This window comes from Nonomuraea sp. C10, assembly GCF_008017515.1.
GTDB classification, from domain to species: Bacteria; Actinomycetota; Actinomycetes; order Streptosporangiales; family Streptosporangiaceae; genus Nonomuraea; species Nonomuraea ferruginea.
Genome location: NZ_VPFF01000001.1, coordinates 3,722,112 through 3,744,279 on the forward strand (window position 1 = coordinate 3,722,112; position 22,168 = coordinate 3,744,279).

At 71.0% G+C, this 22,168-nt stretch carries 22 protein-coding genes; 8 read left to right on the forward strand and 14 right to left on the reverse strand.

Annotation, left to right across the window (positions count from 1 at the left end; all coding sequences use genetic code 11):
- Positions 1 to 63: 63 nt before the first annotated feature.
- Both FR742_RS46380 and FR742_RS17045 read right to left on the reverse strand, forming a co-directional pair.
- Positions 64 to 1,062 (reverse strand): response regulator transcription factor, encoded by a 999-nt coding sequence (locus tag FR742_RS46380; RefSeq protein ID WP_315970617.1) that lies wholly within the window; start codon positions 1,060 to 1,062, stop codon positions 64 to 66.
- Positions 1,059 to 2,378: a sensor histidine kinase gene (locus FR742_RS17045; protein ID WP_187281182.1), complete on the reverse strand. Its 1,320-nt coding sequence runs from the start codon at positions 2,376 to 2,378 to the stop codon at positions 1,059 to 1,061. The genes FR742_RS46380 and FR742_RS17045 overlap by 4 nt, the downstream gene beginning before the upstream one ends.
- 111 nt (positions 2,379 to 2,489) lie before the next feature.
- Between FR742_RS17045 and FR742_RS17050 the strand changes: the two genes are divergently transcribed.
- Positions 2,490 to 3,173, forward strand: coding sequence for an ABC transporter ATP-binding protein (locus FR742_RS17050; RefSeq protein WP_148031852.1), 684 nt, complete (start codon positions 2,490 to 2,492; stop codon positions 3,171 to 3,173).
- The gene (locus FR742_RS17055; protein WP_148031853.1) at positions 3,170 to 3,901 is read left to right on the forward strand and encodes an ABC transporter permease; all 732 of its coding nucleotides are present in this window, start codon (positions 3,170 to 3,172) and stop codon (positions 3,899 to 3,901) included. Before FR742_RS17050 ends, FR742_RS17055 begins: the two co-directional genes overlap by 4 nt.
- A gap of 79 nt (positions 3,902 to 3,980) precedes the next feature.
- On the opposite strand, the gene FR742_RS17060 is transcribed toward FR742_RS17055, so the two are convergent.
- On the reverse strand, positions 3,981 to 4,139 hold the full coding sequence (locus tag FR742_RS17060) for a toxin-antitoxin system HicB family antitoxin (protein WP_148031854.1): 159 nt from the start codon (positions 4,137 to 4,139) through the stop codon (positions 3,981 to 3,983).
- A gap of 487 nt (positions 4,140 to 4,626) precedes the next feature.
- Between FR742_RS17060 and FR742_RS17070 the strand changes: the two genes are divergently transcribed.
- Both FR742_RS17070 and FR742_RS17075 read left to right on the forward strand, forming a co-directional pair.
- On the forward strand, positions 4,627 to 5,100 hold the full coding sequence (locus FR742_RS17070; protein WP_261808580.1) for a hypothetical protein: 474 nt from the start codon (positions 4,627 to 4,629) through the stop codon (positions 5,098 to 5,100).
- 313 nt (positions 5,101 to 5,413) lie between these two features.
- A complete protein-coding gene (locus FR742_RS17075; protein WP_187281183.1) occupies positions 5,414 to 6,931 on the forward strand; it encodes a serine/threonine-protein kinase in 1,518 nt (505 codons plus the stop codon).
- Positions 6,932 to 6,935: 4 nt separating this feature from the next.
- Here the strand turns inward: FR742_RS17075 and FR742_RS17080 are convergent, their stop codons facing one another.
- From FR742_RS17080 to FR742_RS17095, 4 genes are all read right to left on the reverse strand, one after another.
- Entirely contained in the window at positions 6,936 to 7,808 is an 873-nt protein-coding gene (locus FR742_RS17080) for a hypothetical protein (RefSeq protein WP_148031856.1), read from the reverse strand.
- A gap of 462 nt (positions 7,809 to 8,270) precedes the next feature.
- Positions 8,271 to 9,362, reverse strand: coding sequence for a type IV toxin-antitoxin system AbiEi family antitoxin domain-containing protein (locus FR742_RS17085; RefSeq protein ID WP_187281184.1), 1,092 nt, complete (start codon positions 9,360 to 9,362; stop codon positions 8,271 to 8,273).
- A 312-nt stretch (positions 9,363 to 9,674) separates the two neighbouring features.
- Positions 9,675 to 10,268, reverse strand: coding sequence for a DUF6461 domain-containing protein (locus FR742_RS17090; protein ID WP_148031858.1), 594 nt, complete (start codon positions 10,266 to 10,268; stop codon positions 9,675 to 9,677).
- Positions 10,269 to 10,886: 618 nt separating this feature from the next.
- The gene (locus FR742_RS17095) at positions 10,887 to 12,086 is read right to left on the reverse strand and encodes an MFS transporter (RefSeq protein WP_148031859.1); all 1,200 of its coding nucleotides are present in this window, start codon (positions 12,084 to 12,086) and stop codon (positions 10,887 to 10,889) included.
- Between the two features lie 204 nt (positions 12,087 to 12,290).
- Here FR742_RS17095 and FR742_RS17100 point away from each other — a divergent pair, with 204 nt between their 5' ends.
- Together FR742_RS17100 and FR742_RS17105 are read left to right on the forward strand one after the other, a co-directional pair.
- Entirely contained in the window at positions 12,291 to 12,782 is a 492-nt protein-coding gene (locus FR742_RS17100) for a hypothetical protein (protein ID WP_148031860.1), read from the forward strand.
- A gap of 19 nt (positions 12,783 to 12,801) precedes the next feature.
- Positions 12,802 to 13,038, forward strand: a complete 237-nt coding sequence (locus FR742_RS17105; RefSeq protein ID WP_148031861.1) for a DUF4342 domain-containing protein — start codon at positions 12,802 to 12,804, stop codon at positions 13,036 to 13,038.
- Positions 13,039 to 13,050: 12 nt separating this feature from the next.
- Here the strand turns inward: FR742_RS17105 and FR742_RS17110 are convergent, their stop codons facing one another.
- Both FR742_RS17110 and FR742_RS17115 read right to left on the reverse strand, forming a co-directional pair.
- Positions 13,051 to 13,959: an RNA polymerase sigma factor RpoD/SigA gene (locus FR742_RS17110; RefSeq protein WP_222708962.1), complete on the reverse strand. Its 909-nt coding sequence runs from the start codon at positions 13,957 to 13,959 to the stop codon at positions 13,051 to 13,053.
- Between the two features lie 80 nt (positions 13,960 to 14,039).
- Positions 14,040 to 14,888, reverse strand: coding sequence for a universal stress protein (locus FR742_RS17115; protein ID WP_148031862.1), 849 nt, complete (start codon positions 14,886 to 14,888; stop codon positions 14,040 to 14,042).
- 179 nt (positions 14,889 to 15,067) lie between these two features.
- On the opposite strand from FR742_RS17115, the gene FR742_RS17120 reads away from it, so the two are divergent.
- The gene (locus FR742_RS17120) at positions 15,068 to 15,709 is read left to right on the forward strand and encodes a response regulator transcription factor (protein ID WP_148031863.1); all 642 of its coding nucleotides are present in this window, start codon (positions 15,068 to 15,070) and stop codon (positions 15,707 to 15,709) included.
- Between the two features lie 52 nt (positions 15,710 to 15,761).
- Entirely contained in the window at positions 15,762 to 16,211 is a 450-nt protein-coding gene (locus FR742_RS17125) for a pyridoxamine 5'-phosphate oxidase family protein (protein WP_148031864.1), read from the forward strand.
- Here the strand turns inward: FR742_RS17125 and FR742_RS17130 are convergent.
- The 5 genes from FR742_RS17130 to FR742_RS17150 form a co-directional block, all read right to left on the reverse strand.
- A complete protein-coding gene (locus FR742_RS17130) occupies positions 16,159 to 17,847 on the reverse strand; it encodes a GAF domain-containing sensor histidine kinase (protein WP_148031865.1) in 1,689 nt (562 codons plus the stop codon). The genes FR742_RS17125 and FR742_RS17130 overlap by 53 nt on opposite strands.
- Positions 17,848 to 17,927: 80 nt before the next feature.
- Positions 17,928 to 18,455 (reverse strand): hypothetical protein, encoded by a 528-nt coding sequence (locus tag FR742_RS17135; protein ID WP_148031866.1) that lies wholly within the window; start codon positions 18,453 to 18,455, stop codon positions 17,928 to 17,930.
- A gap of 127 nt (positions 18,456 to 18,582) precedes the next feature.
- A complete protein-coding gene (locus FR742_RS17140; RefSeq protein ID WP_148031867.1) occupies positions 18,583 to 19,569 on the reverse strand; it encodes an Acg family FMN-binding oxidoreductase in 987 nt (328 codons plus the stop codon).
- 86 nt (positions 19,570 to 19,655) lie between these two features.
- Complete coding sequence (gene cydB / locus FR742_RS17145; protein WP_148031868.1) at positions 19,656 to 20,615, reverse strand: cytochrome d ubiquinol oxidase subunit II; 960 nt, start codon at positions 20,613 to 20,615, stop codon at positions 19,656 to 19,658.
- A 10-nt stretch (positions 20,616 to 20,625) separates the two neighbouring features.
- Positions 20,626 to 21,999, reverse strand: coding sequence for a cytochrome ubiquinol oxidase subunit I (locus FR742_RS17150; protein ID WP_148031869.1), 1,374 nt, complete (start codon positions 21,997 to 21,999; stop codon positions 20,626 to 20,628).
- Positions 22,000 to 22,168 lie beyond the last annotated feature (169 nt).

Consider the following 22,168-nt stretch of genomic DNA (forward strand, 5'->3'; position numbering starts at 1 on the left):
CAGACATCCCGTCCCCATGGCAGACCAGACCACCGACCTACCAGCGGTAATGAAGTCCCGTCCTCATGGCGGGGCCAGACCTTGGCGGAAGGCGTAGGTGACGGCCTGGGCGCGGTCGCGGACCCGGGTTTTGGCGAACAAGTTGTTGATGTGGGTCTTCACGGTGGCTTCGGAGATGTGGAGTTGCCCGGCGATCTCTGCATTGGACCGGCCCTGGGCGATCAGCCCGAGCACCTCCACCTCCCGCTGCGTCAGCCCGTCAGGCCGCCTCGGCTGAACATTCTCCGGCCCGGCCTCGTCACGCCGCCCCGCCGCGTTCCTCCGCCTCCCGTTGAAGTCTCGACTCCTGCTGAAGCGCCGTCCGACGTCCGCGTCCCCGCGTTCGTTGAAACCTTGTCCGACGTCAGCGCCCCAGCCCGTGCCGAATCCCCGACCGACGTCAGCACCCCCGCCCGTGCCAAATCCCCGTCCGACGTCAGCGTCCCCGCCTTTGTTGAAACCTTGTCCAACGCCAGCGCCCCCGCCCGTGCCGAATCCCCGCGCATCCCCAGGCGCGTGGGCATCCCCAGGCGCCGCGTACCCCCACCTCTCCTCGTTGCCTGAGCCCGCTCCAGGGCTCAAGACCTCGCCATCCCCAGGACCGCCCGCCACGGTCTCCGCCAGGCGGCGTTGCACCGGAGGCGCGAAGTGTGCTTCGCCGTCAGCCACCACCGAGATGGCCCTGGCCAGGGATTCGGCGTCGGTGTCCTTCGTCAGGTAACCCCGGGCCCCAGCCCTCAGAGCCGCGAAGACAGACTCGTCGTCGGAGTACGTCGACAGCACCACGACCTCCGTACAGGGGTGCTCCCGTCGGATGATCCGCGTCGCCGCGACCCCGTCCATGCGAGGCATGCGCAGGTCCATCAGCACGACGTCCGGGGCCAGTTGGGCCACCAGCCTGACCGCCTCCTCGCCGTCACCGGCGGCGCCCACCACCTCGGTGTCCGGGAGCAGCCCGAGGAGCAGCACCAATCCTTCGCGCACGACGGTCTGATCGTCGGCCACGAGCACGCGCACCGTCATGCCGGCACCCGCAGCACCACCGCGAACCCTCCGTCGTCGGCCCCCGCCGTCAGCGACCCCCCGATCAGCTCTGCCCGCTCACGCATGCCGATCAGCCCGTAACCCGCACCGCTTCCCGCGGCCATCCGCCCGCCCGGCTCCGCGGCTCCTTCACCAACCCCATCCCTGACACCCCCGATGTCGGCGTCGCCAGACGAACATGTGTCATCACTGCCTGACGGGTGGAGCCAGTCAGCCGTGTGCCCGATGCCGTTCCCCTGCTGAGCGCTCCCGTTGCTCAGGGCAGGACCGTTGCCCGGAGGGCTTCCCGTATCAGAGAGGCCGGGACCGGGCAGGCGGGCCGCAGGGGCGCCGCCGTCGCGGATCTCCAGCTCGCACCAGCGGCCGAGCAGGCGCAGCGACACCTCGGCCGGCGCGCCGGGAGCGTGCTTGCGGACGTTGGTGAGCGCCTCCTGGGCGGTGCGGGCGACGGCGAGCTTGGCCTCCGCCGACAGCCCGGCCGCCCCAGAGTCGACGCTGAGCACGCACGACGCCCCGGTGGTCGCGCGGAACTCGGCGGCGAGCCGTTCGAGGCGCTCCGGCAGCGGCAGGTCCCTGCCACGCAGCGTGTCGAGGGCGCGACGGGTCTCCTCCAGGCCGACCCTGGCGAGGTGGACGGCCCGCTCCACCCGGTCGAGCGCCAGCGCCGGGTCGGCGCCCGTCCTGAGCAGGACACGGGCACCTTCCAGATGGACGATCTGCGCGGACTGCGCGTGGGCCAGGATGTCGTGGACCTCGCGGGCCAGGCGGGCGCGCTCCTGCAGCACCGCCTCGCCCGCGCGGGCCTCGGCCACCTCGACCGCCTGCCGCTTGGTCGTGGACACGTGCCAGATCAGGAACGAGAACACCACCGTGTAGGCCATCCCCGCCGTCATCCCCCACGCCGCCGCCATGTCGAACCCGGTCAGGTAGGACACCAGCGGCAGGGCGGCCAGCAGGAGCGCGGTCAGCGGGACGGCGGCGCGCAGCCGCACCCTGTGCGGCGCGGCGATGGCGGCGAAGAAGGCGAAGCCCAGACCGGTGTAGGGCTCCATCGCCTGCATCGCCGCCGCCCCCACGACGGTGACCAGGAGCGGTGGCACGTTGTAGCCGGAGACGGCGCGGGAGCGGAGCAGCCAGATCGCGCAGCCCCAGGTGGTGACGCCGACGAGCAGCGCGAGCAGCGTCTCCTGAGCCGTCGCCCTGGAGTGCGCGATCGCGAAGGGCCCCCAGAGCAGGTAGAGGGCCACGAGGGCGAACCCCGTGACGCGGGCCGCCCGGCTGCGGAGAAATGCCACGTCCCCCAAGGTAATCGCGGGCCGCGCACCGCACATCAACCCGTGGTTGGAGAACGGAAATCAACCCCTGCTCCCATGCGCGACGACCCCGCGATCACCGATCGTAGGCGCATGACCTCGATCCGCGTCCATCGTCTGCGCAAGTCGTTCGGCAAGGTCCTGGCCGTCGACGACCTGTCCTTCACCGTGCCCGAGGGCACGATCACCGCCTTCCTCGGCCCCAACGGCGCCGGCAAGACCACCACCCTGCGCATGCTCCTCGGGCTGGTCAGGCCGACGTCCGGCGAGGCCGTCCTCGGCGGCGTGCCCTACCACGAGCTCGACCGCCCGCTGGAGCGGGTGGGCGCGGTCCTGGAGGCCACGTCCTTCCATCCCGGCCTCACCGCCGCCACCCATCTGGAGGCCGTACGGATCGCGGCCGGCCTTCCTGCGGCCCGGGTCGCCCGGGTGCTGGAGCAGGTCGGCCTCGAAGCGGCCGCTCACCGGAGGGTCGGCGGCTTCTCCCTGGGCATGCGCCAGCGGCTCGCCTTGGCCACGGCCCTGCTCGGCGAGCCTGACACGCTCATCCTGGACGAGCCGGCCAACGGGCTCGACCCGGCCGGCATGCGCTGGCTGCGCGGCTTCCTTCGGGCGTACGCCCACGAGGGCCACACGGTGCTGATCTCCACCCACGTGCTGGCCGAGGTCGAGCAGATCGCCGACCACGTCGTCATCATCGCCGCCGGGCGGTTGCGCTGGAGCGGCCCCCTGGCCGGAGCCGGTCTGGAAGACCTCTACCTGGAGGTGGCGGGATGATCCCCCTCATCAAGGCCGAGCTGCTCAAGGCCCGCGCGAGCCGCACGACCAGGGTGCTGGTGGCGGTCACGCCGTTGTTCTGCGCGCTGTGGGCCTGCCTGCCCGCGCTGATGCCGGCCGCGTCCGACGCCGTCCGGATGGCCAACGTCTACAACATGGCGCAGCAGGCGTACGTGTTCACGATGATCATCGGCATCCTGGGGATGTGCGGCGAGTTCCGTCACGGGACGATCACCTGGAGCTTCCTCGCCAGCCCCCGCCGGGGCCGGGTGGTGCTGGCCAAGCTGGCCGTCTACGGGCTGGTGGGGCTGGTCGTCTCGGCGCTGTCGGCGCTCGCGACGCTGGTGGCGGGTGCGGCGCTCCTGTCGTCGCAAGGGCATCCCGCGCTGAGCTCCGACGTGCCGTGGGTGCTGACCGGCGCGGTGCTGGGCAGCACCCTGTACGCGCTGCTCGGGGTCGGGCTCGGCGCGCTGATCCGCCACCAGGTGGGCGCGATCGCCCTGGCCTGCCTGCTGTTCATGTACGGTGACGCGTTCCTGGCCTGGCTGGTGCCCGACGTGTTCCGGTGGCTGCCTACCGGGGCGGCCAGGGCGCTCGGCGGCATGCGGCTCGACTCGGGCGGCGAGCTGTTGCCTGCCTGGGGAGGCGGCCTGCTGTTCGCCGGTTACATCGCCGCCGCGGTGCTCGCCGCCCGGTTCATCACTCTGCGGCGTGACATCACCGGATAAACCGGAGGATGCTCCGGCCTTAAGGCCGGGGAGGAATCCGGTTGTCCGCGTAGCGGGGCCGCGAAGCAGCGATTCGCCTTCAAGGTGAATCGCTGTTCACCCGGGGAGTGCCGATTGCGGCCTCCAGTAGGTGCACGATCTCGGCATTGAGGGATCGCCGGTCGGTCTTCGCCTGAGCGGTAAGCCGGGCGTGGAGGTCGGCGGGTAGTCGAAGGGTGATGCGCACCTCGGTTTCCATACGTTCATGGTGGCATGCCAGAGGCATAATGACACCATGACGACACCAAATGATGCCGAGGGGCTGAGCATGCCCGGTACACCTACCGGCTTCGCGTGTCGTCCACCGCACTCGCGGCGCTACTGGCCGAGTGGGACCGGTGCCGGTGGGCGTGGAACCAGTGCGTGGCCACCTCCCGCGCCGCCCACAAGGCTCGTGAAGAGTGCGGCCCCGCCCGGCTGGACAAGATGCTGACCGGCTGGCGCGCTGGGAACGCCTGGCTAGGCGAAGGTGCGTGCGTGCCGCAGCAGCAGAGCAGTCAATTGACCGGTTTTCTCAGATGGTCTTCATGTTCCGCAGAGGTCGTCTTCAGGCGGCCCGGCGAACATGGGTTGCGCAGGCCTCTGACGTGGAAAGACGGTTTCACGATGAAAACGGTGAGAATGAACGCGCCTCTCATGGCTCACACGGCCGGTGCGAGCCTCGTCGCGGCGTCGGCGGGTGCGCGGTGAACCCGACGCTCGTGCGGCGCGCCCTGGCCGCGCTGACCGTCATCGCCATCTTCGGCGCCGGCTTCGAGCTCGCCGTGGAGCGCCACTGGCGCAGCGTCCAGCAGCTCGTGCCGTGGGCGGCGCTGACGCTGCTCGCCGTCGGCGTTCTCCTGCTGCTGGCCACCCGGCTCTCCGGCACGGTGCGGGTGATCGCCGCCGTGGTGCTGCTCGCCTCGGCCTTCGGCGTGTTCGCGCACGTGTCGGCCAACATGACGGTGGGGTCCTTCTCGGGCGCGCTCGACGGAGTGTCGATGATCGGGCAATGGTGGCACGCGTTCACCAAGTCGGTCGGCGACGCCCCGCCGCTGGCCCCCGGCATGCTCGCCCAGGCGGCCCTCCTGCTCCTGCTGGCCACCTACGTCACCGGCCGCCCCTCGGCGGGCAGGCACGCCGAGGCTCCGGTGGCGGTCAAGGAGCCGGCCGAGCGATGACGGGGCTGACCGGCTTCGGACGAGGGTGAAGCCGGTCGGCGAGTCACCGGAGGTGTCCGGCGATCAACCTCGGCGAGGGTCGGTGAATCTGAGTCTTCCCACCTCCATCAGGCTCGACCGCTGAGGAGCTCACTGATCTCGGACCGGCAGCCCTCAGGTGGGACACAGGGAAGCACTGCGGCGCGCCTGCCCCGACTCCCGGGCGGGCCGCCGGCGTTTCTGCTTGATCCACGAATCGTCACTAAAATCTGACATGATCCTGGAGAATCCCGGCGTGCCGGTGGCAGCTCGCCCAACGTGCGTGGAGGAGATCATGTCCGCTGGCCCGTTGGAGCCGGGAGACCCACGTGTGCTCGGGGCGTTCCAGGTGGTCGCACGCTTGGGCGAGGGCGGACAGGGGGTCGTCTACGAGGGGCGGAGCGCGTCCGGCGGCCGCGTTGCGATCAAGGTTCTCAGGGGTGGGAACGATCCCGACACCCGCCGCCGGCTGGCCAGGGAGCTGGAGTCGGCCCGCCGGGTGGCCCCCTTCTGCACGGCCCGCGTGCTGGAGGCCGAGCCTGACGGGCCGGTGCCGTACGTGGTGAGCGAATTCGTCGCGGGCCCGTCATTGCAGGAGCGGGTACGCGCGGGCGGTCCCCTGCGGGACGGCGACCTGGAGCGGCTGGCGGTCGGCACGGCCAGCGCCCTCGCGGCCATCCACGGTGCCGGGGTCGTCCATCGGGACTTCAAACCCGCCAACGTGCTGCTCGGTCCCGACGGGCCACGCGTGGTCGACTTCGGCATCGCCCGGCCGCTCGGCGACGGCACGGCGACCTCGACGATGTCGGGGACGCCACCGTACATGGCGCCTGAGCAGCTCAAGGGAGAGTACGGGTCTTCAGCGGCCGATGTCTTCGCCTGGGCCGCGACCATGGTCTATGCGGCGACCGGGCGGGCGCCGTTCGGCAGCGACACCGTTGCCGCCGTCTTCCACCGCATTCTCACCCTGGAGCCCGACCTTTCCGGCATTCCGCAGAGCCTGCGCGAAACCCTGGCCGCTTGCCTGTCGAAGGATCCCCGGGCCCGTCCCTCTGCCCGGTCGCTGCTGATCCGCCTGGTCGACCCCGGAGCCTCCACCGTCACGGTTCCCGACGTCGGCCCGGTTCCCAGCGCGTACGTCCCCCCGGACTGGCCGGCCCCGAGCCCGACCAAGGTGCTGCCGGCCGAGCCCGGATCCGGCCCGGCCCTGCCGCCCCTCGATGGATCGACGGTGCGGGGGCAGGGCGACTTCTCGTACGGCGAGACGGTCACCCGGCGGAGGATGCGGCCGGCCCTGCCGTTGATCGCCATCACCCTGGCGGTTCTGGCGACGGCCGGTGTGCTGTACGCGACGGGGACGATCGGCGTCCCGGCCGAGGGCGGCGAGGCGACGACGCAGACGGCGTCCGATCCGCCCGCTGACCGGGAATCGGCCTCCGGGCGGACTTCGACGTCATCTCCGGCATCGTCGTCCAGATCGGCTACGGCCGGGACGGGCGGGATCCCCGAAGCCTTCGCGGGGACTTGGACGGGACAGGTCATCTCGCAGGACAACCGTAAGAAGAGCGTCGAGGTCACGGTCACCCTGCCGGGCGGGCAGAGCGCCGGGACGTGGGCCGACGGCGACTGTGACCAGCAGGCCACGCTGACTCGCGTCAGGAGCGACACCGTGCTCGACATGGCCGTGGCGCAGCGGGATCGGTGCGCGGGCGGAGACATGACGCTCACGCTGAACGCCGCCGGGACACTGGACCTCGTACGACAGGAGGGCGCGGGCTCGCTGGAGTACCGCGGGAGCCTGCGCCGTTCCTGACCGTTCAGCCGGCGCGCGCGATCTGGAAGGAGTACGCCCCGGTCTTGGCCTCGCCCGACCTGACGACCAGCGCATAGCGCCCGTCCCCGCCCGACAGTGGGATGTCGAACTCGTAGCCGCACAGCGGGATAGGCTGCCGGGCGTCGGCGACGCTCTTCTCGGCGGCGTCGTACAGTTCCAGCTGGATGGCCGTGCACGCCCCCGCGCCCCCGAGGACCTTGACGGCCGTCGCGCCGTCGGAGTCGAACTCGAAGCGGTCGATCCGTCCGGGGACGTCCAGCCGCCCGGCCCCGTCAGGGCTGCCCTCGCCGATCTGCAGGCCGACCGCCACGGGGAAGGTGCGGACCTTCACGGTCGCGATCCGGAAGCTGTACGCGCCTATGACGTTCGTGTTCCCCCAAACCTCCAGCCGGTGCCCGCCCACCTTGGTCAGTTTGAAGAGCGAGGTGCCGAAGCTCATCGCGACGCTGGACGGGCCCAGCGGTTCGCCGTCGACTTCGGAGAACACCTGTAACTGGATGTCGGCACCCTGCATGTCGGCGACGTAGAACTCCTTGGCGTCGCCCAGGTCCAGGGTGAACTTGTCTTTCTGCCCCGCCCGGGTCAGCTCGGCCGACACCGTGCTGCCGTCGGTCAGGGTGCCGCCCGGCTCGACCGCCGTCGAAGGCTCGTCATTCGCTTCCTGGGCCGGCGCGCTCTCCGCCTGAGCGGGTGCACTTTCGCTGGTCGTATGGCTGGTCACGGGTGCCGGAGCGGTCTCAGCGCCCCCGGTCTCGCCACCGGCGAAGCCGCATCCCGAGAGCACAAGCAGGAGGAGTACGAGGACGGCACTGGTGCGGCCGGGGGCGACTCTGCGCACCACAGAGAAATCTGTCATGTCACCCATTCTTCGGAGCCCGCTTACAAGCCGATTGCCCGCAACTATCCTCGCGCCGGAAGGCCATGGGAAAGGCCGTTTCCCGTCTGGACCCCGGCCTCGACCGAGACCCGGAGACCCCCAACAACACGCTCGTGCATCCGTACTTCACCTTGCACACCGACCACGGCGTACCGGCCGAGGCCGACCTCCACGTGCGGGCCTACGCGGCGGCGCCCGAGGAGCGCGGCGCGGCGGTAGTGGCGGCGCTAAGGGTTTGTGCGGCGACCCGGGACTGCGCGAGCGGTCCGCGACCGGGACGAGCTGCTCTTCCAGCTCAGTGCGGCAGAGCCGGCTGACCTTCGCGAGTCAGTCGCCCGCGTCCGCGCAGCGAGCGGCCGGTCGGCGTGCGGTAGCGATGGCGACGGAGTGGCACGGACAGACTCAGAGAGCTGAGTCTGCCTCGCCTTCCAGGGAGTCGAGCTACCGGCACAGCCGCCCGACGATCTCGGCGGCGATCTGCCGGCTCAGCCCGTCGTCGGCAGGGTGCTGAGCACCTGTCGGATAACGCAGCTCGGCCAACAGGACCGCGACCCGGCTCTGCGCTTCAGCGACGCTGTCGGCAGCCGTCAGCTCTGCATAGGCCCGCAAGTTTCTCGGCGTCAGTCCGGACGGGTCGAGGTCCGGCAGGAAGTAGGCGACGAAATCCGGTCCGGCGGTCGGGAAACTGTGGGCCGGAGCGAGTGGCAGCATGGCGTCATAGACCTCCTGAAGGTCCACCAGATCGCGCCGGACGGCTTCCTGGAGCGCGCGCCCGAAGTCGTCGTGGTCGGTGCCGCCCCGCATCAGATCCAGGATCGTCCGGAAGGGCGTGGTCACCGGAATGCCCTCGACGACGGTGACGTCCGCCGCCGCCAGCCGTTCGACATGGATGATCGTGGCCCGTGGCGCGGGCAGCTCGGCCGGCGCGGTGAAGATCGTCCGCGGCACGGCGAGCGCCCCGAGGCCGAGCAGCCCGGCCGCCGACTCGTGCGACAGCACGGCGTCGTCGGTCGCGGTCTGCGGCCGCTCCCAGCGGAACCGGTCGGGAGCCAGCGCCAGCCACGCGGCGTAGGAATAGCCGTATTTGAGTGCCACCGAGCTGGCGGCGTGCTGGTAGACGCCGTGGTCGAGCTCGGTCAGCAGCCCGGCCTCCCGGAGACGGTCCAGCTCACCGTCGTCGACCCCGAGCCGGGCCAGTTGGGCACGGGTCAGGAAACCCTGCTGCCGCGCCGCCGCGATCGACAGCTCGTAGCACCGCTCGTGCGACATGCGCCCTCCCGTGGCGTCCGTTGCCGCCGCGGTATTCAAGGCGTAGTCGACGGGCACACCAGCCTCCGGCTCGAAGTCGATGATGTCCTCGGGAACCGCGAACGGCTGCCGGTCGCCGAACAATCGCCGACGGCGCTCCGCCTCCTGGCGGCGAATCTCCTCGTGGGCTCGCTCGACCACCTCGGGGCTGAAGGTCCGCTGCCCCCAGCGCTGCCCGTCGGTGTCGTCTGCGCCGGGGTCCGCCTGGTCGCTCTTGTCGATCATGTCGTCCTCCTTCCCCAGAGTAGACCCGAACGTCGACCCCGGGGCCTGACACAGACTGCGGTCGGCGTGATGCGCCAGATGGCGGATTTGGCAGAACGCGGCGTGGTGCGGCTCCTCAGGGTTCGTCGGGAGGTCGGGAAAACGGACCGTGAGCATGGCGAACGCGACACCTGCCCCAGCTCCCCTCTCGCTCGTCCCCGGCGAGCAATCGTCATGTCGCCCGGTCGGAGCTAATGGCACGCTAATGGCACGGATGACACGTTCTCATCGACCTGCCACCGCGACCGACTGTAGGGGCGTTGGATCCGGTCATCAGTCACGGATCGCGGCACCGAGGAATGGTGTGCTGAGCATGTCCTCCGAGAAAGAAAAGCCAGTGATCTTCTTCGCCAGAGCGAAAGACCGGGGGAAGGGGGCGTCGATACCGGGCCCCTCCCAGGACAGGCCGACTTCGCGCATCTCGCTGGCCAGGCGGTCGGGATCACTGCCCAAGCGTGTATCAGGAACCAATTGATCGAAGCTCGTGACCTCTTCACTGTCGACCGCGTAGACGAAATAGTCCGTGGCATGGAGGTTGCGATAGATCGACACCACCTCAGTCGCCTGAGAGAGGCTGCGGAGTAGGCGCTTGTTGAGGCCGATCGATCCAGTCCAGAGCTGGATCAGAACGGTCCAGCCGTTCATCTCCAGCGCGCCCACATAGCTGGTGCGCATGTTGTCCGAGTCGATGTACCTCATCGTTCGTTCTTGGTGCTCTTCGAAGGTCACCTCTCCGATCCCGTTGCAGTCTGCACCTAGACGCGTCAACGCCTCACGAGGGCTGAGGGATCGGGCGAAGGTGACACAGGAGACGTCATAGAACGGGCCATGCTTTGCGAGCCAGCCAAATTCTTCGTGTACGTCCATCACCGTAACTCCCGTGATCAGTCACATGCATGATGGCAGCCGTCACCGACAGGGGCAGCACCTCGACGACATACGCCTGAGCGACAATAGGCACGGACGGAGTTGGAGCCACGTTCTCCGGTGAGCCAGGGTGAGAAAACGAACCCTGGATCGTCGACCGCCCCCAAGCACGTACGGGGTTCAGCCATGCAGTGGCAATCGTAGGGCTGCATCTGTGCGGCGGCGCGGCAACCCCGGTCCGAGCGTTCGACTGGTACGGCGGGGCAGGCATGCGGTGCCCGGCCCGGTGTCCCGCCGCGATCCGGAGGGCGCGGCGAACGTGCTGGCAGAGTACGTCGCCCGGTGAAGGCGGGCACGGCTATCAAGTTCAGCCGCCCGGCGTCAGCGGCACGACGTCGGATGACGCACCCGTCATCGCGCCGAGTCAAGGAATTCGAGCCATCCGTCCCGGCTGGGCGATAGCCGCCGGGCGAAGCCCGGCACCAAAGAACGTCCGAGCGCAGCGGGGCCCTTCGTGGACGGGCGGGCGTGCGGGGTCAAGGGAAGCCCGGGGCAACGGGTGGGTGCGGAGGATATCCAGGGTGTACAGCACCGGGTTCGAACCAGTGAGGCGAGGGGTCACCGGATCCGGCGGACGGATGGGGCGGCCGTGGCGGTGATGGCCAGGAGGAGGAGCCAGGCCGCCAGGGTCAGGGTGGCGGGCTTGGGTCCCCAGGCGGCGATCATGGCGCCGCCCGCCATCGTGCCCGCCGACAGGGCGCCCATGGTGAGCGTCTCCAGGGCGGCCGAGGTGCGGCCGCGCAGGTGGTCGGGGGTGATGGCGAGGCGGTGGCTGGTCATGGCCACCGAGTAGACGGGCGGCAGCACCGATTCCGCGAAGGCGACGAGGCCGAGGAGCAGGGCGTCGGGCGCGGCCGCGTACAGGGGGAAGACGAGGGCCTCCACCCACAGCATGGCCGCGGCGAGGCGGCCGATCGGGAAGCGGGCGGCGAGCCGGGCCGCCAGCAGTGAGCCGAGCAGCGACCCGGCGGCGGCCGCGCTGAAGATCAGCCCGATCTGCTGGGGTGAGGCGCCCACGCCCTGCGCCAGGGTGATGATGACCAGGTAGCCGGCCCCGTACCTGAGCATGTCGCCGGTCTGGAGCAGGCCGAACAGGCGGATCACCGGCTGCCGCCACAGCCAGGTCAGCCCTTCGCGGATCTCCGCGACGAGGCTGCCGGGCCCCGGCGGGCGGGTCTCCTCCTGGAAGGACGCCCGCATGAGCCGCAGGCTGGCGGCCGAGGCGACGAACGAGACGGCGTTCACGGCGAACGGCACGGTCCGGCCCAGCCCGTGGACGGCCGCGGCGAGGGTGGCGCCGCTGACCCGCAGCGTGTTGAGCGTCCCCTGGGTGACGGCGAGGGCGCGGGCGAGCTGGGCGGGGCCGACGATGGTGGGCAGCGCGGCCGTGCTCGCGGACTGGAAGAGCGCGTGCAGCACGCCTCCGAGCGCCGCGACCGCGTACAGGTGGGGCAGGGTGAGCCGGTCCAGCCAGAGCGCGGCGGCGACGGTGGCGGCGAGGGCGGCGCGGCCGAGTTCGCACCAGATCATGGTGCGCCGGCGGTCCCAGCGGTCCACGAGCGCGCCGGCGGCCAGGCCGACGAGCAGGTAGGCGGCGGTGTTGACGCCGAGGACGAGCCCGCTCTGCGCGGCCGACCCGGTCATGGCCAGCACGAGGAGGAGGAAGGCGAAGTCCTGGATGTGGTCGCCGGCGTTGGAGACGATCTGGCCGGACAGGAGCAGGGCGAAGTTCTTGTTCCGCCTGAGGGCGGTGTTCATGTGGTGACACTCCGTTAGCGCGTACGGACACAAGGCGGCTGGAACCTCGTGCCGGGCGCTATTCGATCGGAGCGGTACGCATGCCGCGGAGGCTAGCAATGACCCGTGGCGCGCCGCACCGGGTTTTCCGGCCGAAGAAGGGACGGAAGGCCCTGCAGCTCGGCCTCCCGCGCCTGATGGAGTGGAGGCATGAGGACGAATGCCATGAGGTGGACGGTTCTGACGCTCGCCGGGCTGGCGGCCTTCCGGCTGCTGGTCCGTCCGCGGCTGCTGCGCTGGGGGGCCACCGCCGGAGAGGCGCGCGCCCCGATGCCGGGCGACGCCGTCATCCCGCGCCCGCACGTCATCGCCACCCGGGCCGTCACCATCGCCGCCGCGCCCGAGGACGTCTGGCCCCTGCTGCCGGAGCTGGCCGGGCGGGGCGCCGAGGTCGTGGAGGAGGAGCCCGGCCGGACCCTGGTGATGGCCGTGCACGCCTTCCACGTCACCGTGACCTGGGCCGTGGAGCTGCGGGAACAGGACGGCCACACGCGGCTGGTCCTGCGGCAGCGGATCCTGTGCCGTCCGGGGGTGCTCGGGCTGATCTACCTGCTGCTGTCCGATACATCGGACTTCTTGGCCGTCCGCGGACAGCTCGCCACGGTCAAGGCTCTCGCCGAGGGGAAGCCTCACCGTGCGGCGATCGCCGTACCGTGAGTGGGAGGAGCCACGGCGCATGAGCGTCACCGAGGAGAAGCCGGAGCTGACCGACCGGATCAAGAACGTGATCCACGAGGGCAACGCCCGCATGATCATCGTCAGGGACACGCGCGGTCACACCGTCATGCAGGTGCCGGTGACGGTCGGCGTGGGGGCGCTGGTCCTCGCTCCCGTCGTGACCGCGCTGAGCGCGATGGGCGCGCTCGCCGCCCAGTGGACCATCAAGATCGAACGATCTGACGAGGACGACTGAGCCGGCCCTTCCTCAGTGCGTCCAGCGGTGCCGCATGGAGCGGCGCAGCCTGGTGAGCGACTCCTTCTCCAGCCGGCGCACCCAGTGAGAGGTGAGCCCCATCCGCGCGGCGATCTGCCGGGTGGTGTGCTCCTCGTACCCGTCGAGCCCGTACCGGAGCCTGAGGATCAGCTGCTGGCGGGGCGCGAGCCCGCCGAGGGCGGCGGCGAGCACCCGCTTGAGTTCCGCGCGCTCGACCGCCTGCTCGGCCCGCTCGCCGTCGGGGTCCTCGATCATGTCGCCGAGGGTCATCGCGTGCTGGCCGTCCTGGACGACCAGGTCGAGGCTGACGCAGTCCTGCGGGGTGCGCCGCAGGGCCGCCAGCCTGGCGGTCTCCTCGCCGGCCCTGGCGGCCACCTCGGCCTCGGTGGGCAGGCGGCCCAGCTGGTGGGTGGCCTCGATCTCGGCCCGGGTGACGGCGATCAGGCGGTCCTGCAGGCCGATGGGCAGCCGCACCGTGTGGGCGTGCTCGATGCCCTGCTGGATGGCCTTGCGGATCCACCAGGCGGCGATGGTGGAGAACCGGTAGCCCTTGGTGTGGTCGTACCGTTCGACGGCGCGGATCAGGCCCAGGTTGCCGTCCTGGATGACGTCGGCGAACGACAACCCGCGGTGGGCGTACCGTTTGGCGATGGCGACGACCAGCCGCAGGTTGGCGCGGATCATGTGGTCGCGGGCGGCCCAGCCGTCGGCGGCCACGGCCGCGAGCTCGGGGTCGGGGCCGCGCTCGGCGACCAGGTGGGCGGCGTAGGCGCCCGCCTCCATCCGTCTGGCCAGCTCGACCTCCTCCGAGGCGGTCAGCAGCGGGGTGCCGCCGATCCCGGCCAGGTAGCCGCTGAGCTGGTCGTGATGGTCCGGCCCGGCCTTCGCCTGCGCTGACACCGCCGCTCCCCCGTCCTCGGAGTCCTGAGATCACCTCCACCTTGACGGGCGGCGGCCTCCGGCGGTGGTGGCCAAGGTCCTCAGGGGCGGGGACCTTGGGCCTCGGTGCGGCACCGGACCACGGCGAGGGGTGCCGGGGAGTGCTGGAGCATCGCCTGGCTGACCGAGCCGAGCACCATGCCGGCGAACGTGCCGTAGCCGTGGGTGCCGACGACGAGCAGTCCGGCGCCGGTCGCGGCCTCCCTGAGCACCTCGACGGGGTGTCCCTGGACGATCTCCTCGATGACGTGCACGCCGGGGTGGTTCTCACGGTGGCCGGCGAGCGCGTCGCGCAGCACGGCCCGTTCGGGTCCCTCGCCGTCGGACGGCTCTAGGCCGGTCCAGGACCAGGCGTGCACGACGCGCAGGGCGTGGCCGCGCAGCTCCGCCTCGGCGAAGGCGAAACCGAGCACGCGGCTGGAGGCGGGCGAGCCGTCGACGCCGGCCACGACCTCGTCGCGCGGCTGCGCGGGCAGCTCGCGGACGACGACGACGTCGCAGGTGGCCTGGCCGGCCACGCCGTGCGCGACCGAGCCGACCAGCAGGCCGCGCACGGCGCCGAGCCCGTGGCTGCCGACGACGAGCAGCTGGGCCTCGCGCGCGGCGTCGATGAGGGCGCCGCGCGGGTCGCCGGGCAGCAGGACGGTCTTCACGGAGATGCCCGGCCGTTCGCGCCGGGCCCGCTCGGCGGCCGTGGCCAGCACGGACTCACCGCCCTGCCGCATCCACGCCGCGACCTCGGCGTAGCGGCCGCCGGCGCCGGTCTCGACCGCCCAGCCGGCGATGGCGTGCCCGATCGTCAGCGGCACCTCCCGCAGCGCCGCCTCCCTGGCGGCCCACGCCGTGGCTTCCAGCCCGGCCCTCGACCCGTCGACCCCCACGATGATCATGTACGTGTCCTTCCTCTCCCCTGGTCCCGACCTTATCCCCGGCAAGATCCTCAGCCGGGACGCGGGCCCTTGCTTTCATGATCCGATGGGGTCCGGAGCGATGGACAGGGCCGTACTGCCTGGGTCGAAGGGGACCTAAGCCTCTTTCGGTCCAGGGTGATGGTGCTAACGTCGGAGGCATGATTCGCGTGTTCCTCGTCGACGATCACGAGGTGGTCCGGCGCGGTGTCGCCGCCCTGCTCGATTCGGAGGACGACATCGAGGTCATCGGCGAGGCGGGCACCGCCGAGTCGGCGGTGGCCAGGATCCCGGCGCTCCGGCCTGACGTGGCCGTGCTCGACGTGCGCCTGCCCGACGGCAACGGCGTCGACGTGTGCCGTGAGGTCCGCTCCAAGGTGCCGGGCCTGGCGTGCCTGATGCTGACGTCGTACGCCGACGACGAGGCGCTGTTCAACGCGGTCATGGCGGGAGCCGCCGGTTACGTGCTCAAGCAGATCCACGGCTCCGACCTGGTGGGCGCGGTGCGCACGGTGGCCTCCGGCCAGTCGCTGCTGGACCCGCAGACCACCGCGGCGATGCTGCAGCGGCTGCGCGACCAGGCCGCCAAGCAGGACCCGCTGGCCGCCCTGTCGGAGCAGGAACGCCACATCCTCGACCTGATCGGCGAGGGGATGACCAACCGGCAGATCGGCGAGCGCCTGTTCCTGGCCGAGAAGACGGTCAAGAACTACGTGTCCAACCTGCTGTCCAAGCTCAACATGCAGCGGCGCACCCAAGCCGCGGCGCTGGCGGCACGCCTTCGTGCCGGTCGGGGCGAATGAAGGGACCTTCGCCCCTAATGACGTGCGTTCCCGATGGGGAATGCTGGATCCCATGCAACTCGATTCGTCCGGCCTGCAGGTGCTCTCCCGGGAGGAGTGCCTGCGTTTGATGTCGTCGACGCCCATCGGGCGGATCGTCTTCACCGATCGCGCCCTTCCCGCGGTGCAGCCCGTGGCGTTCCTGCTGGACGGCGAGCGGATCGTCATCCGTACCGGCATCGGCTCCAAGCTGGCCGCCGCCACCCGGCAGGCCGTCGTGGCCTTCGAGGTCGACGAGTTCGACCCGGAGCTGCGCACCGGCTGGTCCGTGACCGCCGTCGGGCACGCGCGCGCCGTGACCGATCCCGGCGAGATGTCGCGCCTGGCCTCGCTGCCGCTGACCCCGTGGGCGCCCGGCAGCAAGGACCACTACATCGTGGTCGAGGCCGAGCGGATCAGCGGCCGGCGCATCATAGGGGGACACGCCAGCGCAGCGACGACCCTCCCTCGTCCGGAGAGCTGATCTCGAACGTGCCGCCCAGCCGGGTGGCGCGCTCCTCCAGGTTGCGCAGGCCGCTGCGGCGGCCCTCGGCGGGGATGCCGACCCCGTTGTCGTGCACGGTCAGCGTCAGCCCGTCGCCCGTGACCTCCACCGCCACGCCTGCCCTGCTGGCCTTGGCGTGCCTGACGATGTTGGAGAGCATCTCGCGCAGCACGGCGAGCACCTGCTCGGCGACCTCCTCCGGCACCTGGTTGTCGATCTGGCCCTCCATCCGCAGGCCGGGCATGAAGCCGAGGTGGCCGCGGGCCGACTCGACCAGGTCGACGATCCGGCCGCGCAGGGTGGGCCCGGTGGTCTCGGGGGTGGCCTGGAGGGCGAAGATGGTGGAGCGGATCTGGCGGATGGTCTCGTCCAGCTCGTTGACGGCCTGCTGGAGCCGGTTGGACGCCTCGGGCCGGTCGACCAGGCGGACGGTGCTCATGAGCGTCATCGCGATCGCGAACAGCCGCTGGATGACGACGTCGTGCAGGTCCTTGGCGATGCGGTCGCGGTCTTCGAGCAGGCCGAGCCGCTCGGCGTGGCGTCGCGTCTCGGCCAGCTCCAGCGCGATGGCGGCCTGGCCGGCGAACGCCTCCAGCATGCGCAGGTCTGCGGCGCTGAAGGGCAGCCGCCCGCTCCACTTGGCCAGGGCCAGCACGCCGCGCACCGTCTGGCCGGAGCCGAGCGGGATCAGCAGCTCGGGGCCGTAGCCCAGCTCGCGCAGCTCGGAGTCGCGGTCGTGCAGGTCGTCGGCGGTGGCGGCGTGGCCGGTGCGGAACACCTGGCCGGCCGGGCTGTCGTCGAGGCCGAAGGTGATGCCGGTGGTCTCCTGGCCGCCGTCGCCCTCGGCGTACTCGACGTGCAGCCGCTTCCCGTCGGGACCCGGCAGCAGGACCTGGACGAGGTCGGCGCCGGTCATCTGATGGGCGCGGGTCGCCATCATGCTGAGCACCTCGTGCGGGGCGGCGCCGGACAGCAGGCGGGTGGTGATCTCGGAGGAGGCCTGCAGCCAGGTCTCGCGCCGGCGCGTCTCCTCGTACAGGCGGGCGTTCTCGACGGCGACGCCGGCCGCGGTGGCCAGCGCGATGACGATGGCCTCGTCCTCCTCGTCGAACTCGCCGCCGCCGCGCTTCTCCGTCAGGTAGAGGTTGCCGAACACCTCGTCGCGCACCCGTACGGGCACGCCCAGGAAGGTGCCCATGGGCGGGTGGCCGGGCGGGAAGCCGTAGGACTCGGGATGGTCGGAGATGCGGCCCAGCCGCAGCGGCCTGGCGTCCTTGATGAGCAGGCCGAGCAGGCCGAGCCCGTGGGGCCAGTGCTCGATCTTGGCGATCTCCTCCTCGCTCAGCCCGACCGGGATGAACTGGATGAGGGTGCTCTCCTGGCCGACCACGCCCAGCGCCCCGTAGGTGGCGTCGACGAGCCTGGTGGCGGTCTCCACGATGCGCCGCAGCACGGTCTCCAGGTCGAGGTCGCTGCCCACCGAGACGACAGCTTCCATCAGGGCGTGCACCCGGTCGCGGGTGGCCAGCACCGCCTGCAGGCGCACCTGCAGCTCCGCCAGGAGGTCGTCGAGACGCATGCTGGGCAGCAACGGGCTCTGCTCACTCTCCCTCATAAGGGTCAGTCTCGCACCCGCACACGACGGGCGCCCACCCCCGGTGGGGGCGGGCGCGGCGGTGCTGATGAGGCGGGAGGTCAGCGCAGGTACGGGTTCCGCTGGATGATCGGCAGGTTGCCCAGGCCGAGGGTGGTGCCGGCGTTGGCCAGGGCCAGACCGGCGAGGACGATCGTGTAGATGATGTGGTCGTCCATGAACGGGTTGGTGGTCAGGGGCAGCGCGGCCGCCCACATGAGCATCAGCATCAGGCCGCCGGCGACGGCGGCCACTCGCAGGCCCACGCCCAGCATGAGCGCGGCGCCGACGCCGAGCAGTCCGGCCATGAACAGCCAGTCGACCCAGGGCTGACCGGCGAGTGCGGTGAAGAAGCCGCCGAGCGCGTTCTCCTCGGTGCCCTTCAGGAAGCCGGTGGTGGGGCTGCCGCCCGCCAGCCACGCCTTCTCGGCGGTGGTGGCGAAGCCGAGGCCGAAGGTCTTGTCGAGGAACGCCCACAGGAAGGTCCAGCCCAGCGCGATCCTGGCGATGGCCCAGACGTAGTCGACGGGGCGTCTGCCGTCGGCGGTCAGGGTCGTGTGGACGGGCTTGACGGGGGTGGTGGTGGCCATGACGGGCCCCTTTCAGGTCGGGCTGGGTCTTTCCCTCACATCCCCATCACACCGTTTCGAACCCTTTCCCAGGCAGTGCCGGACGGCCTCCCGCGTGGTGACCTTGGTCCCCCGCCCGGCGGGCACTTCAGCCCAGCAGGTCCTCGACCGGGCGCCGTACGGCGTCCTTGTCGTCGAAGGTGATGCCCAGCCGCATGATCATCTGCGGGTACTCGCCGGAGCACAGCTCCTCGCGCAGGAACTCGCGCAGATGGCGCATCTCCAGCACCTGCGTGTGGAAGGCGGCGCTGACCCCGTACGCGGAGGCGTGCAGGAGGACGCGCTGCAGCGACTGGCCCGCGGCCAACCAGTCCTCGCGGGTGTCGCCCGGCGTGGTCAGCAGGGCCACGACGCCGGTGCCGGTGGCGCCGGGGTCGCCGGTCTCGCTGCCCCACTGGTGGCGCCAGGAGTAGTCGCGCTGGGCGAAGTGCGGCTGCGTGCGGACCGGATCGCGGGGGTAGGCGCCCGCGGGCACGCCGTCCGTGCGGGTGCTGCCCGGCGGGCGGGCCCAGCGGATCAGCTCCAGGGTGAAGCGCCGGTCCTGCGCCTGCACGCCCTGCGCGGCCTGGGTGAGCGCGGCGACCACGGTGACCGCGTCGGGCGCGACCACGGGGGTGAGCCGGGCGCCCTCCGCGGCGGCGCTCTTGACCAGCGCCTCGACCAGCCGGTCGGGCACCGGCAGGCCGGTGAACCCGGCCCGGTGGGTGCGCCGCCGCTCGATCTCGGCGGCGAGGACCGAGGTGCGCTCGTCGGGGTCGGACTCGGCGCCGACCCGGACCACGGCCAGCAGCGCGGGCCGGTCGGGGTCGGGCATGACCCGCACGTCCGGCTCGTACCCGGCCCGGCGCATCGCGGTCCGCATGGTGAACAGGGCCGCGCCGCAGCTGACGATCATCTCGCGGCCCTCGGCGTCGCCGAAGCGCAGCCGGCGCTCGGCGTCGGCGCGCAGGCTGATCTCCTCACCGGTGACGGCGAAGGTCCACGGCTGGGTGTTGTGCACCGACGGCGCCCAGCGGGCGGCCTCGACCGCGGCTTCCACGGCCGCCTTGGGCGAGCGGCTGGCCGGACGGTTCATGACTCCACCTCCAACTGACGATAACCCAGCGCATCACACCGGGAGGCGGCCGGGCAGGGCCTGAGGTCCCGCCGTTGCGCACCGTCTCACGCCCCGGTCAGCCTGCGGCGGAAGACCCAGTACGTCCAGCCCTGGTAGACGAGCACCACCGGGGTGAAGATGACCGCCACCCAGGTCATCACGGTGAGGGTGTAGGGGCTGGAGGCGGCGTTGGTGATGGTGAGGCTGTTGGCCGGGTCGAGCGCGGGCATGACGTTCGGGAACAGCGCGGTGAACAGGGCCGCCACCAGGGCGGCGATGGCCAGCGCGCTGCCGGTGAACGCCCAGCCGTCCCGGCCGCGCACGGTGGCCAGGAGCGACGCGACGAGCGCGGCCGCGGCCACGCCGGTGATCACCCAGTAGGCCGGCTTGTCGCTGCCGAGCAGCACCAGGAACGCGGCCGCGGCCACGACGGTGAGCGGGCCGAGCACACGGGCGATCCTCCTGGCCCGCTCGCGCAGCTCGCCCGTGGTGCGCAGGGCCAGGAACACGGCGCCGTGCTGGGCGAACAGCAGCAGCGTGGCCAGCCCGCCGAGCAGCGCGAACGGGTTCAGCAGGGTGAACAGGGTGCCGGTGTACTCGTGGTCGGCGTCCAGCGGCACCCCGGCGGCGATGTTGGCGAACGCCACGCCCCACAGCACGGCCGGGCCGAGCGAGCCCCAGAAGAAGGCCCGGTCCCACCCTTTCTGGCTGTCGCTCTTGTTCCGGTACTCCAGCGCCACACCGCGCACGATCAGCGCCAGCAGGATGAGGAACAGCGGCAGGTAGAAACCGGAGAACAGGGTGGCGTACCACTCCGGGAAGGCGGCGAAGGTGGCGCCGCCGGCCACGAGCAGCCACACCTCGTTGCCGTCCCAGACGGGCCCGATGGTCCGCACGACGGTGCGCCGCTGAGCCTCGCCGCGGGCCACGAACGGCATCAGGATGCCGACCCCGAAGTCGAAGCCCTCCAGGACGAAGTAGCCCGTCCACAGAACGGCGATGAGCAGGAACCAGAACGTTTCCATGGTGTGATCCTCAGTAGCTCAGGGCGGGGGCCGCGGGCTCGGCTTCCGGCTGTTCCTCGGCGCCGAGCTTGATGTACTTGACCAGCAGCCGGACCTCGATGACGGCGAGGACCGCGTACACCAGGGTGAAGCCGACCAGCGTGATGGCGACGGAGGTGACGTCGACGCCGGGCGAGACGGCGGCGGCGGTGCGCATGAGGCCGAACACCGTCCACGGCTGGCGGCCCATCTCGGTGAAGATCCAGCCCATGGTGTTGGCCAGGAACGGCAGCCCGATGCCGAGGACGGCCAGCCGGTACAACCACGGCCGTTCGGGCAGCCGTCCCTTCCTGGTCAGCCAGAGCCCGAGCAGGGCGAGCCCGGCGGCCAGCATGCCGAACCCGATCATGAGCCTGAAGGACCAGTACGCGATCCCGACCGCGGGCACGTAGTCGCCGGGCCCGTACATGGCCTCGTAGCGCTTCTGGATGTCGTTGATGCCCTCGACCTCGCCGTCGGGGGTGTTGGTGGCCAGGATGCTCAGCCCGTACGGGATCTGCAGGTTGACGTGGTTGCGGCCGTTCTCCACGTCGCCGACGGCGAACAGGGAGAAGCCGGCGGCCTTCTCGTCCTCCCACAGCGCCTCGGCGGCGGCCATCTTCATCGGCTGCTGCTCGGTCATCAGCTGGGCCTGCCAGTGTCCGGTGAAGGACACGCCGGCGGCCGAGACCAGGGCGACGGCCATCCCCAGGCGCATGGCCGGACGGAACAGGGAGGTCTCCCTCTTGCGGAGCAGGAACCAGGCGCTGACGCCGAGCACGAACGCGGCGGCGGTGAGGAACGCGCCGAAGATCACGTGCGGGAACGTCACCAGCGTGGTCGGGTTGGTGAGCACGGCCCAGATGTCGGTGAGCTCGGCGCGGCCGTTGTTGATCGTGTAGCCGACCGGGTGCTGCATCCAGGAGTTGGCCGCCAGGATGAAGTAGGCGGAGATGTTGGTGCCGATGGCGGCCGTCCAGATCGTGGCCAGGTGGACCTTCGGCGGCAGCTTGTCCCAGCCGAAGATCCACAGCCCGAGGAAGGTCGACTCCAGGAAGAACGCCATGAGCCCTTCCATCGCCAGCGGCGCCCCGAAGACGTCCCCGACAAACCTGGAGTAGTCACTCCAGTTCATGCCGAACTGGAACTCCTGCACGATGCCGGTGACCACGCCCATGGCGAAGTTGATGAGAAAGAGGCGCCCGAAGAACTTGGTGAGGCACAGATACTCCGGCTTCTTCGTGCGGTACCACGCGGTCTGCCATCCCGCCACGAGGATCGACAGACCGATGGTGAGCGGCACGAACAGGAAGTGGTAGACGGTCGTGATGCCGAACTGCCACCGGGAAAGATCAAGCACATCCATGCGGGCCAGCATCGCGGCAGGTCAGAGGCGCTGTGTAGGGTCCGCCGGCCTCGTCCGCGAGGACCTTCGGCCAGGCCGAACGGCCCTCGCCGGGGGCAGGGACTTTGGACACCCGCGCGAAGGTCCTCCGGCTCTGCCTGACGGCACGGGGGCTCCGCCAGATTCGGAG

Excerpts from the sequence above, each read along its gene's own strand:
- FR742_RS46380 (WP_315970617.1), bottom strand. The coding sequence starts at position 1,062 with ATGACGGTGCGCGTGCTCGTGGCCGACGATCAGACCGTCGTGCGCGAA.
- FR742_RS17050 (WP_148031852.1), top strand. The coding sequence starts at position 2,490 with ATGACCTCGATCCGCGTCCATCGTCTGCGCAAGTCGTTCGGCAAGGTC.
- FR742_RS17055 (WP_148031853.1), top strand. The coding sequence starts at position 3,170 with ATGATCCCCCTCATCAAGGCCGAGCTGCTCAAGGCCCGCGCGAGCCGC.
- FR742_RS17060 (WP_148031854.1), bottom strand. The coding sequence starts at position 4,139 with ATGGAAACCGAGGTGCGCATCACCCTTCGACTACCCGCCGACCTCCAC.
- FR742_RS17075 (WP_187281183.1), top strand. The coding sequence starts at position 5,414 with ATGTCCGCTGGCCCGTTGGAGCCGGGAGACCCACGTGTGCTCGGGGCG.
- FR742_RS17080 (WP_148031856.1), bottom strand. The coding sequence starts at position 7,808 with ATGACAGATTTCTCTGTGGTGCGCAGAGTCGCCCCCGGCCGCACCAGT.
- FR742_RS17085 (WP_187281184.1), bottom strand. The coding sequence starts at position 9,362 with ATGATCGACAAGAGCGACCAGGCGGACCCCGGCGCAGACGACACCGAC.
- FR742_RS17090 (WP_148031858.1), bottom strand. The coding sequence starts at position 10,268 with ATGGACGTACACGAAGAATTTGGCTGGCTCGCAAAGCATGGCCCGTTC.
- FR742_RS17095 (WP_148031859.1), bottom strand. The coding sequence starts at position 12,086 with ATGAACACCGCCCTCAGGCGGAACAAGAACTTCGCCCTGCTCCTGTCC.
- FR742_RS17100 (WP_148031860.1), top strand. The coding sequence starts at position 12,291 with ATGAGGTGGACGGTTCTGACGCTCGCCGGGCTGGCGGCCTTCCGGCTG.
- FR742_RS17105 (WP_148031861.1), top strand. The coding sequence starts at position 12,802 with ATGAGCGTCACCGAGGAGAAGCCGGAGCTGACCGACCGGATCAAGAAC.
- FR742_RS17115 (WP_148031862.1), bottom strand. The coding sequence starts at position 14,888 with ATGATCATCGTGGGGGTCGACGGGTCGAGGGCCGGGCTGGAAGCCACG.
- FR742_RS17120 (WP_148031863.1), top strand. The coding sequence starts at position 15,068 with ATGATTCGCGTGTTCCTCGTCGACGATCACGAGGTGGTCCGGCGCGGT.
- FR742_RS17125 (WP_148031864.1), top strand. The coding sequence starts at position 15,762 with ATGCAACTCGATTCGTCCGGCCTGCAGGTGCTCTCCCGGGAGGAGTGC.
- FR742_RS17130 (WP_148031865.1), bottom strand. The coding sequence starts at position 17,847 with ATGAGGGAGAGTGAGCAGAGCCCGTTGCTGCCCAGCATGCGTCTCGAC.
- FR742_RS17135 (WP_148031866.1), bottom strand. The coding sequence starts at position 18,455 with ATGGCCACCACCACCCCCGTCAAGCCCGTCCACACGACCCTGACCGCC.
- FR742_RS17140 (WP_148031867.1), bottom strand. The coding sequence starts at position 19,569 with ATGAACCGTCCGGCCAGCCGCTCGCCCAAGGCGGCCGTGGAAGCCGCG.
- cydB (WP_148031868.1), bottom strand. The coding sequence starts at position 20,615 with ATGGAAACGTTCTGGTTCCTGCTCATCGCCGTTCTGTGGACGGGCTAC.
- FR742_RS17150 (WP_148031869.1), bottom strand. The coding sequence starts at position 21,999 with ATGGATGTGCTTGATCTTTCCCGGTGGCAGTTCGGCATCACGACCGTC.